Consider the following 15,527-nt stretch of genomic DNA (forward strand, 5'->3'; position numbering starts at 1 on the left):
GCAAAATAATCCGGTCATAGCGCAAATCGGCAAACCCGCGATGACCTTTACCTTCCGCCGCGGGTTTGCCGTCATGCGGTCACGCCGTCATGCGAACGGTACGGCCTCGAAGCCGGCCGCGAGCGCATCGACGATCCGGTCGAGCTGTTCGCGCTGGATCACGAGCGGCGGCGACAGGATGATCTTCGTGCCGACCGGACGCACCAGCACGCCGTTTTCGCGCGCGACTTCCGCGACCGCGTTCGCATAGCCCGACAGCGGATCGATCGGCTCGCGCGTGTCCTTGTTCGCGACGAGATCGAGCGCGAGCATCAGCCCCTTGCCGCGCGCCTCGCCGACCGCCGCGAAGCGCTCCGCGAACGGCTGCAGCGCTTCGAGCAGATACGCGCCCTGCTTCGCCGCGTTCGCCGGCAGGTCTTCCTTCACGACGATGTCGAGGCTCGCGATCGCGGCCGCGCATGCGACCGGGTGGCCGGCGTACGTGTAGCCGTGCATGATCGCTCCCCCGAAATCGGCATTCGCGGCGAACGCGTCCTCGATCCGCGCGTTCACGACCGTCGCGCCGAGCGGCACGTAGCCCGACGAAATCCCCTTCGCGAGACACATGATGTCCGGGCGCACGCCCCAGCCGCGGCTGCCGAACAGGCTGCCGCTGCGGCCGAAGCCCGTCACGACTTCGTCGGCGATCAGCAGCACGCCGTAGCGGTCGCACACCTCGCGCACCAGCGGCCAGTAATTGGCCGGCGGCACGATCACGCCGCCCGCGCCCTGGATCGGCTCCGCGATGAACGCGGCGACGGTGTCCGGGCTCTGGAACTGGATCTCGCGCTCGAGCATTTCCGCGCAGATCCGGCCGAGTTCCTCAGGGTCCTGCGTGAACGGGTTGCGGTACGGCCACGGCGTCTCGACGTGGAAGCAGCCGGGCAGGTTCGGTTCGTAGTTGCGGCGGAACACCGTGTTGCCGTTCACCGACGCGCCGCCGAAATGCGTGCCGTGATAACCCTGCTTCAGCGAAATGAACTTCGTGCGATCGGCCTGGCCGCGCACCTTCCAGTACTGGCGGGCGATCTTCAGCGCGGTCTCGATCGAATCGGAGCCGCCCGAGCTGTACAGCACGCGGCGCATCCCTTCCGGTTCGAGCATGTCGATCAGCTTCTTCGACAGCTCCTCGGCCCGCGGATGCGAAATGCCGTCGAACAGCTGGAAGTATTCGAGCTCGTCGAGCTGACGCACGATCGCGTCCTTCACTTCCTGGCGATTGTGGCCGACGTTCACGTTCCACAGGCCCGCGACGCCGTCGACGAGCTTGCGCCCCTCCTCGTCGAACACGTAGCAGCCGTCGCCGCGCACGATACGGATCGGCTTGCGCTGTTTCATTTCGTTCGGGTGCAGCATCGGATGCCAGAACTTCGCTTCGTTGTAGCTCATTGCAGTCTCCATGGTCGGATCGGTTGAATCGGTTCGTTCGGGTTCGAGCGCCGCGCGTTCAGTGCGCGATGCAGACGGATTTGGTTTCGGTGAAGCCTTCGATCGCGTACTGGCCGAATTCGCGGCCGATGCCCGATTGCTTGTAGCCGCCGAACGGCATCGACGGATCGAGCGGGATATGGCAGTTCACCCACACGGTGCCGGCCTCGATCCGCGGCACCAGGTTCATCACGCGTGTCAGGTCGTTGCTCCAGATGCTCGCGGCGAGGCCGTACGGCGACGCGTTCGCGAGGCGCACCGCGTCGGCCGCGTCGTCGAACGGCACGACGACGATCACCGGGCCGAAGACCTCGTCGCGCACGATCGCGCTGTCCGGATGCGGATCGGCGATCACGGCCGGCTTCACGTAATAGCCGGGCAGATCGTCGGCCGGCGTGCCGCCCGCGAGGAACGTGAGACCCGCGCGGCGCGCGCCTTCGATGTGCTCGACGACCTTGTCGCGATGGCGCGCGGAGACCAGCGGGTTGATCTGCGCGGTGATGTCGAGGCCCGCGCCGAGCTTCATCGACCGCGCGACGCCCGCGAGGCCCTCCGCGAGCGGCGCGAACTTGCTGCGATGCACGTAGATGCGCGACGCGGCCGCGCATACCTGCCCCTGGTTGAAGAACGCGCCGGCGGCCACCCCGTCGAGCGCCTGCGCGACGTCGACGTCGTCGAGCATCACGATCGGGTTCTTGCCGCCGAGTTCGAGCGAGAAGCGCGTCATGTTCTGCACGGCCGCCGCGCCGACCAGCTTGCCGGTCGCGGTCGATCCGGTGAACGAGATCTTCGCGATCGACGGATGGCTCGCGAGCGCCGCGCCGCAGACGCGCCCGCCCGTGACCACGTTGAACACACCGGGCGGCACGCCGGCGTCGAGCGCGAGCTCGGCCAGGCGCAGCGCGGTGAGCGGCGTTTCCGGCGACGGCTTCAGCACGATCGTGCAGCCGGCCGCGAGCGCGGGAATCAGCTTCCACACCGCGATCATCAGCGGGAAATTCCACGGCACGATCGCGGCGACCACGCCCACGGGCTCCTTGCGCGTATAGGCCGTATAGCGCGCGCCGGGCGGGAACGGGATCGACACGTCGAGCGTCTGGCCGGTGATCTTGGTCGCCCAGCCGGCCATGTAGCGCACGTATTCGACGCTCGCGCCGACCTCGATCGCGCGCGACACGTGAATCGACTTGCCCTGGTTCAGCGTTTCGAGCTGCGCGAGCGTTTCGGCGTCGGCTTCGATCAGGTCCGCGAGCTTCAGCAGGATGCGTTCGCGGTCGGCCGGCCGCAGCCCGCTCCACACACGCGCGTCGAACGCGTGTTTCGCGCTCGCGACCGCGCGGTCGACGTCGTGCGCGTCCGCATCGGCGACGGTCGCGAGCCGCTCGCCCGTGGCCGGGTCGTACACGTCGAGCCGCGCGGCCGCGTGCGCGGGCTGCATTGCACCGTCGATGAAGAGGCCGAAATCGCGCGCGACGAAAGTGCGCACGGTGTCGCTGACGGCGACGAAGTTCGTGTTGCTCATGGGCGTCTCGTTGATGGTCGTGGCTGGACCGCGTGCCGGTGCGGCACGCGGGCGTCGGACCACTGTATCGACGGGGAATCGCGCCCGGTGAGCGCAAATTGGCAGCGCGTGGGACGCCGGGAAGGCGGGTTCGAACCCCGCGGTGACGCACGGGCGGAGCGAGGCGGTGACCCGGCTCGATATCGCCGCGGCAGGCCCTGCCGCGTGCGGAACGATTACAGGAACAACGCCCCGACCAGCTCCGTGCGGTTCGATACGCCGAGCTTGCGGTACATGCGCATCAGGTGCGTCTTGATCGTCGGTTGCCCGAGTGCGAGATCGCGCGCGATCTCCTTGTTCGAGCGGCCGTCGCGCACGAGCCGCGCGATCTGCTCCTCGCGGTAGGTCAGGCGTTCTTCGCAGCCGATCCGGTGGATGCCGCGCCGCGCGCGCAGCAGCGGGCTCAGCGCGGCTTCGGCGACCGGCTGCAGCCGCGCGAGCGCATCGATCTCGCCCGGTGCGAACCGGCCGGCGCTGCCGTTGCCGTTCGAGTCGCCGATGCCGAAGCGCAGCAACGAGAACGCACCGACCGTCCGGCCCGCGTCGCGCAGCCAGATCTCGACGACGTCGGCCACGTCGTGGCGCCGCAGAAAACGGGTCCAGTACGCGGACGCATCACGTCGCTCGTCGGGCAGTTGGGACGCGAGCGTGACGACCGCGCATTCGCCCGCCGCGCAGCGCGACGGATGGAGCGGATCGAGCATCCGGTAGCGGGCGACGTAGGTGCGATGCATCGATTCCGGCATCCCGAACAGCTCGAAATCGGCCGGCTCGCCGCTCTGGTCGAGCCGGTAGAACACGATCGCCGACGGGCTCGCGAACGCGTCGAACGCCTCCACGCACGCGCGCAGCGCGCGTTGCCAGTCGGCGGGAGCGTGGTCGGCGGGAACGGACAAGACGGGCATGGGGAATCGGCCGGCGGGCGGATGCATCGAATCTCGAAGTCCGGCCCAGCCTACCGGCGCCGAAAAGTGCCGGTGAGCACAAATCGGCAAATCGTCCCGGCCCCGGCCGCGGCGGCCGGTTCTACCGGGACGATATCGGCGCGCGACGGGGCACGCGCGTCGTTTCAGCGTGCGTTCGCGGCGAACGTGTCGCAGGCGCTCACCTCGCCCGACTCCATCCCGCGCCGCAGCCAGTACACGCGCTGCTCGCTGGTGCCGTGCGTGAAGCTTTCGGGCACGACGTAGCCCTGCCCTTGCTGCTGCAGCCGGTCGTCGCCGATCGCCGCGGCGGCCTTCAGCCCCTGCTCGAAATCGCCCGGCTCCATCAGCCGCCGGTTCGCGCGCTGCGCGTTGTTCGCCCACACGCCGGCAAAGCAGTCGGCCTGCAGCTCCATGCGCACCGACAGCGCATTCGCGCGCGCCTGGCTCGACCGCCGGCGCGCGGCGTCGACCTTGTCGGCGATGCCGAGCAGGTTCTGCACGTGATGACCGACTTCGTGCGCGATCACATAGGCCTGCGCGAAATCGCCGCCCGCGCCGAAACGCTTGCGCAGCTCGTCGTAGAAGCCGAGATCGATATACACGTTGCGGTCGCCGGGGCAATAGAACGGCCCCATCGCGGTCTGGCCGGTGCCGCACGCGGTCGGCGTCGAGTTCGTGAACATCACGAGCTTCGGCGGTTCGTACTGCGCGTGCAGCTGCGTGTTGAACACATCCGTCCACGTGCGCTCGATATTGCCGAGCACCTTGCGCGTGAACACCGCGCCGGGATCGTTGGCCGGCGCGCCCTGGCGCTGGGTCGGCGCGGGCTGCGCCTGCTGCTGGCGGCCCTGCAGCGCCGACGCGCCTTCGAGTACGACGCGCGGGTCGATGCCGAAGAAATACGATGCGGCGAGCGCGACCACGATCGTGCCGATGCCGATCGTCGCGCGTCCGCCGCCGAATCCGCCGGCGCCGCGTCGATCCTCGACGTTGACGCTTTCTCTTTCGTCGTCCAGCCTCATTGCCGGCCCCTCCCTGTTCTTTTGTCGATGGTCCGGCCGCGCGAACGCGCAACCGGGCGATACGCCGTGGCGACACGAGCCGTCGGCGGACGCGATACCTGTGCCGCGGACGCCCGCTCGCGCCGATCCCGCCTGCCGCCCGATTCGTACGACGGAATCGGCAGGCCGACGCGCCGCGCGCCGTTGCGTGCATCCGCCCGCGCTATTTTGCCGGGCTTTCGCGACTTATCTCAAAAATGTGGAGGATAGAACGATTCGACGGCAAACATCGTCAGCCTTTGCAAAATGCGCGACGGCCGCCGCGCCCAGCCAGACGGACGACCGGACGGCCGGCATTCATCCTTTCGGCGGATACCGGTGTGCGCCCGCGCCGCATAAAGTGGCCGGAACGCCCCCTTTTCCGGAGAACGACATGACGCACCCGCCCCCCCGCACGATCGCGATCACCGGCGCAGGCACCGGCATCGGCGCCGCGTGCGCGCGCCGCTTCGCCCGTCGCGGCGACCGCGTCGTGCTGATCGGGCGCCGCCACGCGCCGCTCGACGCGCTGGCGGCCGAAACAGGCGGCCTCGCGCTCGCGGGCGACGCCGCCGGCACCGCCGACTGGGCCGGCTTCCTGCCGCGCATCGCGGAACGCTTCGGCCGCGTCGATGCGCTCGTCGCATGCGCGGGCGGCCACGGCATCGGCCGCGCGGACGAAACCGACGACGCGCAGTGGCGCGACGCGATGCGCGCGAACCTCGACACAGCATTCGTCAGCGCGCGCGCGTGCCTGCCCGACCTGATCGCGCAGCGCGGCAATATCGTGCTGGTCGCGTCGATCGCGGCGCTCGCGGCCGGGCCCGGCGTATGCGGCTACACGGTCGGCAAGCACGCGCTGCTCGGGCTGGCGCGATCGCTCGCACGCGACTACGGCCCGCACGGCGTGCGGGCGAACGCCGTCTGCCCCGGCTGGGTCCGCACGCCGATGGCCGATGCGGAAATGGCGCCGCTGATGGCCGCGCACGGCGATTCGCTCGACGCTGCGTACGCCCGCGTCAGTGCCGACGTGCCGTTGCGGCGCGCGGCCGACGCCGACGAGATCGCGGCCGTCTGCGCCTTCCTGGCGTCGCCGGACGCATCGTTCGTGACCGGCGCGACGCTCGTCGCGGACGGCGGCGCGACGAGCGTCGACGTGCCGACGCTCGCGTTCGACCGGCTTTGACGCCACCGGAAGGCGCCGCACGCGCCGGCCCGTGCCCGAATCCATTAACATCGTCCCGATCCGCCGCTTGGCGCGGCACCGCCTCACCGTTCGGAATGCGATGAACATCCGGTTTCTGGAAACCTTCGTCTGGCTCGCAAAGCTGGAAAACTTCCGGCTCACGGCCGAGAAACTGCACACGACGCAGGCCGCCGTGTCGAGCCGCATCGCATCGCTCGAGGAGGCGTTCGACGTGCGCCTGTTCGACCGCAACACGCGCTCGGCCACGCTCACGCCCGCGGGCCGGCGCATGCTGGCCTACGCGGAGCGGATCGTGCGGCTCGACGGCGAAATGCGGCGCGACATCGACGCGGCGAGCGATGCGGGCCTGATCCGGATCGGCGTGATCGAATCGATCGTGCACAGCTGGTTCCCCGCGCTGATGGCGCAGTTGCGCGAGCGCTATCCGCGCCTCGACGTCGAGATCACGAGCGACACGACGCTGCACCTGGTCCGCCTGCTCAGCACCGACGGCGTCGACCTGATTCTGCAGACCGACCCGGTGCCGGGGCCGGACTTCACGAACCTGCCGCTGTGCGAATTCCCGGTGCGCTGGGCCGCGAGCCCGCGCCTCGGGCTCGGCGGCCAGCCGCTCGACGTCGCGCGTCTGGCCGGGTTTCCGATCATCAGCTTCTCGCGCCACTCGGGGCCGCACGCGACGATCGAGCGGCTGTTCGCAGCCGTCGAACGGCCGGCCAGCATCAACTGCATCACGTCGGTCGCCGCGATGATCCGCCTCGTCGCGGACGGCTTCGGCGTGGCCGCGCTGCCGCCCGCGATCGTCGGGCGCGAACTGCACGAAGGCACGCTCGAACTGCTCGACGTCGAGCCCGAGTTCCCGGCGCTACCGCTCGTCGCGACGTACCGCAGCCAGGGGCTGCCGGTCGCCGCGCGCATCGCGGAACTCGCGAGCGAAGTCGCGCGCCCGACGGCGGCCGCCGCGAACCTCGCGAAGCCGGCCGCCTCCGATCGCGTCGACGCAACGCCCACGCGCAACGCAACCGGGACGACGACGAGCACGTCGGCGAAAACGAAGCGCACGGCGAAGGCCGCCTCGCCTGCCATACCTGCCGCGAAACGCCGCCCGCGCCGCTCATAAGAAAACCTGTTCACCGCGAATTTGTTTTCTTGTTGGACGGGCGCGGCCCGTCTTCGGGACACTGGGGTTCCCGACACCCCCGTCACGAGGCACCCCGCGATGACCCGCCTTTCCCTTCCGCACGGCCAGCTTTGCGTCTGGACGGATATCGACCCCGCGCACGAAGCCGATTTCAACGCGTGGTACGACCGCGAGCACATGCAGGAGCGTGTCGCGATTCCCGGCTTCACGCATGCGCGACGGTTTCGCGCGACCGACGGCGGCCCGCGCCGATACCTCGCGCTGTACGTGACCGACGCGCTCGACGTGTTCCGCGGCGACGCATACCGGCGCGCGTTCACGCAGCAGACCGCGTGGTCGCTGGCGAACTTCGAGCGCATGACGGGCACGCAGCGGCGCGTCGGCGAGCTGACGATCGAGGCCGGCGACGGCGAAGGCGCGCATCTCGCGCTGTTCGTGCTCCCGCCGGACCGCATCGACGTGCCGCACCTGCGCGCCCGCTTCGACGCCGCGCTGCGCGAACCGGGTATCCACGCCGCGCGGCTGTTCCGCACGTCGCCGGACCTGTCCGCGCCGATCGGCGCCGCGGCGGCTGCCCGCCCGGCCGCCGATGCGCTCGTGCTGATCGAAGGCAGCGACGCGGCGGCCACGCGTCGCGTGGCTGCGACGCTCGCCGGGCACGACGACGTGCGTACCTTCGACCTGCTGTGGCGCGCCGCCGCGCCGCTGCCTGCGCGGCGACGCGACACCGAAGCCGACCCGGCCGCCGCTGCCGCCCTGCCTGCCTGAACGCTCGACGCCGACGCCCACGCCGGCCCCGCGCTTCATCCCGTCATCCGTCACGACCTGCCCGATACCATGAGCACTCTCGTCCAGCCCGCCGCCCACGCGCCCCGCCGTGTCCGCAACAGCCGACTCGCGACCGCGAGCATGATCGGCACGTCGCTCGAGTGGTACGACTTCACGATCTACAACACGCTCGCCGCGCTCGTTTTCAACCATCTGTTCTTTCCGTCGGTCGATCCGCTGGCCGGCACGATCCTCGCGTTCTCGACCTATGCGGTCGGCTACGTGTCGCGCCCGCTCGGCGGCTTCGTGTTCGGCAACCTCGGCGACCGCATCGGCCGCCGCGCGGTGCTGATGCTCACGCTCGTGCTGATGGGCGTGACGACCGCGCTGATGGGCGCGCTGCCGACCTATGCGCAGGCCGGCATCCTGAGCCCGATCCTGCTCGTCGCGCTGCGTTTCGTGCAGGGCGTCGCGCTCGGCGGCGAATGGGCCGGCGCGGTGCTGCTGTCGGTCGAGCACGGCGACCAGAAACGGCGCGGACTGTCCGCCTCGTGGACGCAGATCGGCCCGTCGTTCGGCACGCTGCTCGGCACCGGCTGCATCGCGCTGGTCACGCTGTCCACCACGTCCGACACGTTCCTGTCGTGGGGCTGGCGCCTGCCGTTCGCGGCCAGCGCGCTGCTCGTCGTGTTCGGCTTCTGGCTGCGGCGCGGCGTCGACGAAACGCCGCAGTTCGAGCAGCTCGCCGAATCGCACGCGACCGCCGACGTGCCCGTCGCCGACGTGCTGAAGTACCACTGGAAGCGCCTGCTGATCGCGGGCGGCTCGCGGATCGGCTCGGACGTGCTGTATGCGCTGATCGTCGTGTTCACGCTGACCTACGTGACGACCGTGCTGCACCTGTCGCGCCCCGTGGCGCTGACGGCCGTGATGATCGGCACGGCCTGCAACGCGCTCTCGGTGCCGTTCTTCGGCGCATTGTCGGACCGTTTCGGCCGTCGGCCCGTGTATCTCGCCGGCGCGCTTGCCGGCATCGTCTGGGCGTTCGCGTTCTTCGCGCTGCTCGATTCGGCGCGCCCCGCGGCGATCGTCGCGGCCGTCGCGATCGGCCTCGTGATCCATGCGGTGATGTACGGCCCGCAAGGCGCGTTCGTGACCGAACAGTTCCCGACGCGCGTGCGCTATGCGGGCGCGTCGCTCGCGTACACGCTCGCCGGCATCGTCGGCGGCGGCTTCGCGCCGCTCGTGATCGCCGCGCTGTTCCGGCAGACGGGCACGACGACGGCCGTGTCGCTGTACGTCACCGCCGCGCTCGTCGTCACGTCGATCGCACTCGTCGCCGCGCGCGAGACCGCGCACCGGCCGCTCGAGGATTGAACGCAGCCGCTCCCCGATTCACTCCTTCGCACTTCAAACGGATAGCCGCATGCCAACCCTGTCGTTCAACGTGATTTCCCCGCAACGCACGCCGGCCGCCGTCGCCGCCGAGGTCGAACGCGTCGTGATCGCCGGCTGGGCCGGCCGCGACCCGGCCGCGATCCGCGCGCACATCGACGAACTCGCGGCGCTCGGCGTCGCACCGCCGTCGACCACGCCGTGCTTCTATCGCGTGTCGTCCGCGCTGCTCACGCAGGCGCCGTCGATCGGCGTGCTCGGCGCGCGCTCGGGCGGCGAAATCGAATGCGTGCTGGTCGACAGCCCGGCCGGCACGCTGGTCACGGTCGGCTCCGATCACACGGATCGCGAAGTCGAAGCGTACGGCGTCGCCGTGTCGAAGCAGGTGTGCGCGAAGCCGCTCGGCCGCGACGCGTGGCGTTATGCGGATGTCGCCGATCACTGGGATACGCTCGAGATGCGTTCGTGGCTGATTGCGCGCGATGGCGAACGGGTGGCGTACCAGCACGGCGCGGTCAGCGGCCTGCTCGCGCCCGACGCGCTGTGGCAGCGGTTCGACGATCGCCGCACGATGCCCGCACGCTGCGCGATGTACGGGGGCACGGTCGCCGTGCACGGCGCGATCGCGGCGATGGACGACGGCGATGCATTCGAGATGGAGTTGCACGATCCGGTGCTCCGACGCAGCTTGCGGCACCGGTATGCGGTCGAGGTGTTGCCGGTCGTCGCGTAACGGCGAGCGGAAAAGCGCATGGAACACGGGCACGACGGCTTTCAGCCGTCGCGCCCGCTTCTACCTGTACGACTCGAAGCAGTGGTAGTCCGGGAAGTTGAACTGCGAGTTGTCGCAATACAGCACACCGGCCAGGTTCGTACACCCGCTCAGTGTGAACACGATTGCCCCCGCAACCGACATTTTCCATCCGAAATACCGCATCGCGCCCCCGTTTCCGCCTGATCTGTGTCGATCGACATGATGCGCATCGGACGCACGCGGGTATGTGGAGAATTGTGGTCCCGGGCGTTCTCGGGTTCGCCGTGACGCGTTGCCGTGCACGGGCGCAGCCCGGGCTGCCCGCCCGTGCTCACCCGAGACACCCGAGCCCCGCCAGCGTCGCCTCCACCGCGGTATCGAGCGGCGTCACCGGCTCGCGGCCGAGCACCGCGGTCACGTGCGCGTTGTCCATCCGGACCGGCTCACGCCACAGGTAACGCATCTCGAGCAATTCGCGCAGCGTCGTGACGAACGGCGCGGCTGCCCACACGAGCCACCACGGGAAATCGCGCAGCGCCGGCCGCATGCCGTGCCGCTGCGCGACGCGTTGCACGGCCAGCGCCATCTGCATGCCGTCTCCGTCCCAATGCCCGCCCAGATGAAATCGCGCGAACGGCTCCAGCGTCTCGCGCCGCTCGATCAGCTCGACCATCACGCGGGCCACGTCGGGCACATACGCCCACTGATGGCCGACGCCGCGGCTCGGCACGCGGACGGTCGCGACGGGTCGCCCCGGCTTGACCAACCCCTGGGAAAACCAGCTGTTGCCGAGCTGCGGCCCGAAGAAATCGCCGGCGCGCACGACGATTGCCCGCACGCCGTGCGCGCTGGCGTCCTGCAGCCGCCGCTCCAGCTGGACGCGGATCGCGCCCTTGCGGGTCGCCGGATGCTGCGGCGCATCTTCCCGCAGCACCGGAAACGCATCGGCGCCGAAGTTGTAGACCGTGCCCGGCAGCACGACGGTTGCCTGCGCGGCCCGGGCCGCCGCGATCGTGTTGTCGACCATCGGCAACACCTGCGTAGCCCAGTTCCGGTATCCGGGCGGGTTCACCGCATGCACGATCACGCTGCAGCCGCGTGCGGCGCGCACCACCGCATCGCGATCCAGCGCGTCGCCGCGCACCCACGCGATGCCGTCGCGCGCCACGACCTCGGCATCGAGCCCGCGCTTGAGCGCACGCACCTGCCAGCCCGCATCGCGCAACTGCCGCGCGACTTCCCCGCCGATTCCGCCGCTCGCGCCGAGCACGAGTGCCAGCCGTTGCGTCCCGCCTGTGTTCTTCGCCATTGCCGCTCCCCTTGAATGGAACCATCACGACACGCATTCTGGCGCGTCGGCGACTATCAAGGAATTGCCTAACCCAAACGATCGGCTATACATTTATGCATGACCACCGACCTGAACTGGGAACGCTACCGCACCTTCCTCGCGGTACTGACGGAAGGCTCGCTGTCCGGCGCGGCGCGCGCGCTCGGCATCACGCAGCCGACGGCCGGCCGCCACGTCGCGGCGCTCGAAGCGGCGTTCGGCCAGACGTTGTTCACGCGCTCGCCGTCGGGCCTGCTGCCGACCGAGGCCGCGCTCGCGCTGCGCGGCCATGCGGAGGCGCTGCGCAGCGCGGCGGCCGCGTTCGAGCGTGCGGCCGCGAGCCACGGCGCCGGCGTGCGCGGCATCGTGCGGCTCTCGGCCAGCGACGTGATCGCCGTCGAGGTGCTGCCGCCGATGCTCGCGCAATTGCGGCGCGACCATCCGGGGCTCGTGATCGAGCTGGTGCCGACCGACCGCATCCAGGACGTGCTGAAGCGCGAGGCCGATATCGCGGTCCGGATGGCGCCGCCCGCGCAGGACGCGCTCGTCGCACGGCGCGTCGGCGAAATCGAGGTCGGGCTGTACGCGCGCGACGATTACCTGGCGCACCACGGCGCGCCGGCGACGATCGATGCGCTCGCGCATCACGCGCTGATCGGCTTCGATACGGTCACGCCGTTCATTCGTTCCGCGGGGCGCGCAATGCCGATGTGGAAGCGCGATGCGTTCGCGATGCGCACCGACAGCAATCTCGCGCAACTCGCGATGATCCGTGCCGGCTACGGGATCGGCTTCTGCCAGACGGCGCTCGCGAAACGCGACGCGCGGCTCGTGCGCGTGCTGCCGGACGGCCCGGCGATGCGGCTGGAAACATGGGTCGTGATGCACGAAGACCTGCGGACGAGCCCGCGCTGCCGGGCCGTGTTCGATGCACTGGCCAACGGGTTGCGTGCGTATGCGTCCGCGGACGATGAAGTCGCCGAGTAGAAAGCGGCGTGCGTGAATCGCGCGAGCCGCGTCATTCGTGGGTTTTCCCGGCGAACAGGATGTCGGCGATGCGCCGCCACGGGTTGTCGGGCATGTCGTAGCAGCCCAAGCCCTCCTCCGACGCCTCGGCCCAGTCGATCATCGCTTCCAGGTATTCGCCGATCGAACGGTTTTCCCAGCCGAGCGCCGCATGGGCATACGGCGACAGCGGCGCATCGGCCTCGAGCTGCCGCTCCGTGCGCCAGTCATGGCCGAGCACCCGCAGGAAGTGGACCAGCGAGCGCTCGTCGACCACGCGCTCCAGCGCATGCTGCAGCTTCGCGGCCATCTGGTTCTTCAGTTCGTCGTCGTTCATGCCCGTAGCCCCCTGGCGCGCCCGTCGGTGACGCGCCGCCGCGCGATGCGCGGCATGGTGTTACATCAGCAGCTGACGCGACAGCACCTCGCGCGCCTGGGTGACGGTCTCGCGCTCGCCCGGCAACGGCGGCGTCAGCGAAAACACCGCGTCGGGCAAAGGCGGCAGCCGGTATTTCGTGCCGAGCCGCATCAGGCCGTCGCCGATCGCCGACGCGCACAGGCAGCCGACCCCGAGCCCCGCCGCGAGCATCGACTGCAAGCCCGCGACACCCGACGCGCTGTGCACGAGCACGTACGGCGTGTGTCGTTCGTCGAGCGAACGCACGGCGACCTGATGCATCATGCAGTCGTCCGGCAGCAGCACCAGCGGCAGCGGTTCGGGCAACTGTTCGGCGAGCGCGGGCGATGCGACCCACGACAGCGGTTCGCGCCGCAGCACCCAACGCGTGTCGGCCGACGCCGGCCGGAACGGCCCGCTCGACATGTTCATCACGACGCCGAGGTCGATCTGCCCGCGCGCGTGCGCCGCTTCGATATCGACGCTCTTCATCGCGCTCACGTGCAGGCTCAACTGCGGGTAGCACTCGCGCAGCCGCGCCAGCATGCCCGCCACTTCATTCGTGCGGTAATAGTCGGTGATCGCGACACGCAGTTCGCCCTTGATCGCCTGCCCGCGCAACTCGTCGAACGCGGCCTCGTTCAACGCGACGATGCGTCGCGCGTGCTGCAGCAGCCGCGAGCCGGCCGGCGTCGGCTCGACGCCGCGCTTGCTGCGCACGAACAACGGCACGCCGGCGCGCGATTCGAGCTTGCGCACCTGCTCGCTGACCGTCGATTGCGACAGGTGCAGCAGCGGCGCGGCGGCGGTCAGGCTGCCGGCATCCGCGACCGCCGCGAAAGTGCGCAACTGATCCAGATCGAAACCGCGCATCGTCATTCCTTATCCATCGATTAACCCGATGGATGCTACCACTCTTTCCCACTTTTCCGAACCATGACCGATGCTCAGAATAATGGGGCAATGGCCTGCCTGGGTCCCTCATCCATCGGGCCCTCATTTTTTCGGATTCTGCTTCCATGACCAACAACACCCTTGCCCCCTGCGCGCCGGCCGGCGCGGCTGCCGCGACGCCGCGCAGCCACCACGGCTGGGCGCTCGTGGTCCTGCTGGTCGGCGCCATTCTGCCGCCGCTCGACTACTTCATCGTGAACCTCGCGCTCCCGGCCATTCGCGACGGCATCGGCGCACGTCAGGCCGAGTTGCAACTCGTCGTGTCGGCCTATGCGTGCGCGAACGCGGTCGTCCAGATCACCGGCGGGCGCCTCGGCGACCTTTACGGACGCAAACGCATGTTCATGATCGGCATGGCCGGCTTCGTGCTCGCGTCGACGCTGTGCGGGCTCGCCGGCAACGGCACGGTGCTCGTCGGCGGCCGCGTGCTGCAGGGCCTGTTCGCCGCGATCCTCGCGCCGCAGGTGCTCGCGACGATCCGCAGCGTGTTCAGCCCGCAGGAGCAGGTGCGCGTGATGGGCTTCTACGGGTTCGCGTTCGGCCTCGCGGCCGTGATCGGCCAGCTCGGCGGCGGTGCACTGATCAGCCTGCATCCGTTCGGGCTCGGCTGGCGTGCGATCTTCCTCGTCAATCTGCCGATCGGCATCCTGGCGCTGATCGGCAGTTGGCGCTTCATTCCGGAAAACCGCGCGCCGCGCGGCCAGCGCATCGACGTGCCGGGCACGGTGCTGATGTCGCTGTTCCTGCTGATGCTCGTGTACCCGCTCACGCACGGCCGCGAAGCCGGCTGGCCGCTGTGGATGATCGCGTGCGGCGTCGGCGCGCTGCCGATGCTCGGCGCGCTGCTGACGGTCGAAGCGCGCCGGCTCGCGCGCGGCCACGATCCGCTGCTCGACGTGCGCCTGTTCCGCAACCCGGTCGTCGCGCTCGGGCTGCTGCTCGCGTTCCTGTTCTACATGCTGAGCGCGTTCTTCCTGAGCTACGGTATCTATCTGCAGGGCTGCCTGAACTGGTCGCCGCTCGCGTCCGGGTTCGCGATCCTGCCGCTCGGGCTCGGCTTCCTCGCGAGCCCGCTGCTGATGCCGCGCCTCGTCGCCCGCTTCGGCGGCTATCGTGTGCTCACGCTCGGCTTCGCGATGCTCGCGGCCGGCGTCGCGAGCGCCGCCACGCTCGCCCGCGACGGCGCGCCGGGCCCCGGCTTCTATGCGGGCATCGCGGCGATCGGCATCGGGCAAGGGCTCGTGCTGCCGTCGGTCGTGCGGATCGTGCTCGCGGAAGTCGATGCGGCCCGCGCGGGTGTCGCGTCGGGGATGGTCAGCGCGATGCTGCAGATCGGCGCGGCGGTCGGCGCCGCGACGATCGGCGGCGTGTTCTTCGCGCGGCTCGGCGTGCATCCGGCCGCGCTCGATTACGTGCAGGGGTTCAGGACGTCGATGTTCACGCTGACGGTCGTGTTGCTGGGCTGCATTGCATTGTCGATGGCGCTCGGGCCGCTGCATCGGCGGCTGCATGCGGATGCGTGACCGCTGACACGCGACGGAATCCGTACCATCGATCGAGGCGCGTAAAACGAACGCGGCGGATG

At 69.8% G+C, this 15,527-nt stretch carries 14 protein-coding genes; 7 read left to right on the forward strand and 7 right to left on the reverse strand.

Annotated features, from left to right (window positions below; translation table 11 throughout):
* Window positions 1-87: 87 nt before the first annotated feature.
* The 4 genes from WS95_RS07550 to ypfJ form a co-directional block, all read right to left on the reverse strand.
* Window positions 88-1,428 carry an aspartate aminotransferase family protein gene (locus tag WS95_RS07550; protein WP_059823118.1) on the reverse strand — a complete coding sequence of 447 codons (1,341 nt, stop codon included), beginning with the start codon at window positions 1,426-1,428 and terminating at the stop codon, window positions 88-90.
* Window positions 1,429-1,486: 58 nt separating this feature from the next.
* Window positions 1,487-2,989, reverse strand: coding sequence for an aldehyde dehydrogenase family protein (locus WS95_RS07555; RefSeq protein WP_059823119.1), 1,503 nt, complete (start codon window positions 2,987-2,989; stop codon window positions 1,487-1,489).
* Window positions 2,990-3,204: 215 nt separating this feature from the next.
* Entirely contained in the window at window positions 3,205-3,933 is a 729-nt protein-coding gene (locus tag WS95_RS07560) for a helix-turn-helix transcriptional regulator (protein WP_034204489.1), read from the reverse strand.
* Window positions 3,934-4,097: 164 nt separating this feature from the next.
* Window positions 4,098-4,976 carry a KPN_02809 family neutral zinc metallopeptidase gene (gene ypfJ, locus WS95_RS07565; RefSeq protein WP_059823121.1) on the reverse strand — a complete coding sequence of 293 codons (879 nt, stop codon included), beginning with the start codon at window positions 4,974-4,976 and terminating at the stop codon, window positions 4,098-4,100.
* Window positions 4,977-5,388: 412 nt separating this feature from the next.
* Between ypfJ and WS95_RS07570 the strand changes: the two genes are divergently transcribed.
* The 5 genes from WS95_RS07570 to WS95_RS07590 all read left to right on the forward strand — a co-directional run bounded on the left by WS95_RS07570 (window position 5,389) and on the right by WS95_RS07590 (window position 10,235).
* The gene (locus WS95_RS07570; protein ID WP_059823123.1) at window positions 5,389-6,180 is read left to right on the forward strand and encodes an SDR family NAD(P)-dependent oxidoreductase; all 792 of its coding nucleotides are present in this window, start codon (window positions 5,389-5,391) and stop codon (window positions 6,178-6,180) included.
* A 100-nt stretch (window positions 6,181-6,280) separates the two neighbouring features.
* Window positions 6,281-7,318, forward strand: coding sequence for a LysR family transcriptional regulator (locus WS95_RS07575; RefSeq protein ID WP_059823529.1), 1,038 nt, complete (start codon window positions 6,281-6,283; stop codon window positions 7,316-7,318).
* 99 nt (window positions 7,319-7,417) lie between these two features.
* Window positions 7,418-8,107, forward strand: a complete 690-nt coding sequence (locus WS95_RS07580) for a DUF4286 family protein (protein ID WP_059823125.1) — start codon at window positions 7,418-7,420, stop codon at window positions 8,105-8,107.
* 141 nt (window positions 8,108-8,248) lie between these two features.
* Window positions 8,249-9,484, forward strand: a complete 1,236-nt coding sequence (locus WS95_RS07585) for an MFS transporter (protein ID WP_373557148.1) — start codon at window positions 8,249-8,251, stop codon at window positions 9,482-9,484.
* 49 nt (window positions 9,485-9,533) lie between these two features.
* Window positions 9,534-10,235, forward strand: a complete 702-nt coding sequence (locus tag WS95_RS07590) for a DUF2848 domain-containing protein (protein ID WP_059823128.1) — start codon at window positions 9,534-9,536, stop codon at window positions 10,233-10,235.
* A 352-nt stretch (window positions 10,236-10,587) separates the two neighbouring features.
* On the opposite strand, the gene WS95_RS07595 is transcribed toward WS95_RS07590, so the two are convergent.
* Window positions 10,588-11,565, reverse strand: a complete 978-nt coding sequence (locus WS95_RS07595; RefSeq protein ID WP_059823129.1) for an NAD-dependent epimerase/dehydratase family protein — start codon at window positions 11,563-11,565, stop codon at window positions 10,588-10,590.
* A 99-nt stretch (window positions 11,566-11,664) separates the two neighbouring features.
* On the opposite strand from WS95_RS07595, the gene WS95_RS07600 reads away from it, so the two are divergent.
* Window positions 11,665-12,573, forward strand: a complete 909-nt coding sequence (locus WS95_RS07600) for a LysR family transcriptional regulator (protein ID WP_059823131.1) — start codon at window positions 11,665-11,667, stop codon at window positions 12,571-12,573.
* 31 nt (window positions 12,574-12,604) lie between these two features.
* On the opposite strand, the gene WS95_RS07605 is transcribed toward WS95_RS07600, so the two are convergent.
* Complete coding sequence (locus WS95_RS07605; RefSeq protein ID WP_059823133.1) at window positions 12,605-12,928, reverse strand: DUF7660 family protein; 324 nt, start codon at window positions 12,926-12,928, stop codon at window positions 12,605-12,607.
* A 60-nt stretch (window positions 12,929-12,988) separates the two neighbouring features.
* Window positions 12,989-13,861 carry a LysR family transcriptional regulator gene (locus WS95_RS07610; protein ID WP_034206142.1) on the reverse strand — a complete coding sequence of 291 codons (873 nt, stop codon included), beginning with the start codon at window positions 13,859-13,861 and terminating at the stop codon, window positions 12,989-12,991.
* 146 nt (window positions 13,862-14,007) lie between these two features.
* On the opposite strand from WS95_RS07610, the gene WS95_RS07615 reads away from it, so the two are divergent.
* The gene (locus WS95_RS07615; RefSeq protein WP_059823134.1) at window positions 14,008-15,465 is read left to right on the forward strand and encodes an MFS transporter; all 1,458 of its coding nucleotides are present in this window, start codon (window positions 14,008-14,010) and stop codon (window positions 15,463-15,465) included.
* Window positions 15,466-15,527: the final 62 nt, after the last annotated feature.

The organism is Burkholderia sp. MSMB1826 (assembly GCF_001526325.1).
GTDB lineage: Bacteria > Pseudomonadota > Gammaproteobacteria > Burkholderiales > Burkholderiaceae > Burkholderia.

Bases quoted from the DNA above. Each gene is read 5' to 3' on its own strand.
- WS95_RS07550 (WP_059823118.1), bottom strand. From the start codon at position 1,428: ATGAGCTACAACGAAGCGAAGTTCTGGCATCCGATGCTGCACCCGAAC.
- WS95_RS07555 (WP_059823119.1), bottom strand. From the start codon at position 2,989: ATGAGCAACACGAACTTCGTCGCCGTCAGCGACACCGTGCGCACTTTC.
- WS95_RS07560 (WP_034204489.1), bottom strand. From the start codon at position 3,933: ATGCCCGTCTTGTCCGTTCCCGCCGACCACGCTCCCGCCGACTGGCAA.
- ypfJ (WP_059823121.1), bottom strand. From the start codon at position 4,976: ATGAGGCTGGACGACGAAAGAGAAAGCGTCAACGTCGAGGATCGACGC.
- WS95_RS07570 (WP_059823123.1), top strand. From the start codon at position 5,389: ATGACGCACCCGCCCCCCCGCACGATCGCGATCACCGGCGCAGGCACC.
- WS95_RS07575 (WP_059823529.1), top strand. From the start codon at position 6,281: ATGAACATCCGGTTTCTGGAAACCTTCGTCTGGCTCGCAAAGCTGGAA.
- WS95_RS07580 (WP_059823125.1), top strand. From the start codon at position 7,418: ATGACCCGCCTTTCCCTTCCGCACGGCCAGCTTTGCGTCTGGACGGAT.
- WS95_RS07585 (WP_373557148.1), top strand. From the start codon at position 8,249: ATGATCGGCACGTCGCTCGAGTGGTACGACTTCACGATCTACAACACG.
- WS95_RS07590 (WP_059823128.1), top strand. From the start codon at position 9,534: ATGCCAACCCTGTCGTTCAACGTGATTTCCCCGCAACGCACGCCGGCC.
- WS95_RS07595 (WP_059823129.1), bottom strand. From the start codon at position 11,565: ATGGCGAAGAACACAGGCGGGACGCAACGGCTGGCACTCGTGCTCGGC.
- WS95_RS07600 (WP_059823131.1), top strand. From the start codon at position 11,665: ATGACCACCGACCTGAACTGGGAACGCTACCGCACCTTCCTCGCGGTA.
- WS95_RS07605 (WP_059823133.1), bottom strand. From the start codon at position 12,928: ATGAACGACGACGAACTGAAGAACCAGATGGCCGCGAAGCTGCAGCAT.
- WS95_RS07610 (WP_034206142.1), bottom strand. From the start codon at position 13,861: ATGCGCGGTTTCGATCTGGATCAGTTGCGCACTTTCGCGGCGGTCGCG.
- WS95_RS07615 (WP_059823134.1), top strand. From the start codon at position 14,008: ATGACCAACAACACCCTTGCCCCCTGCGCGCCGGCCGGCGCGGCTGCC.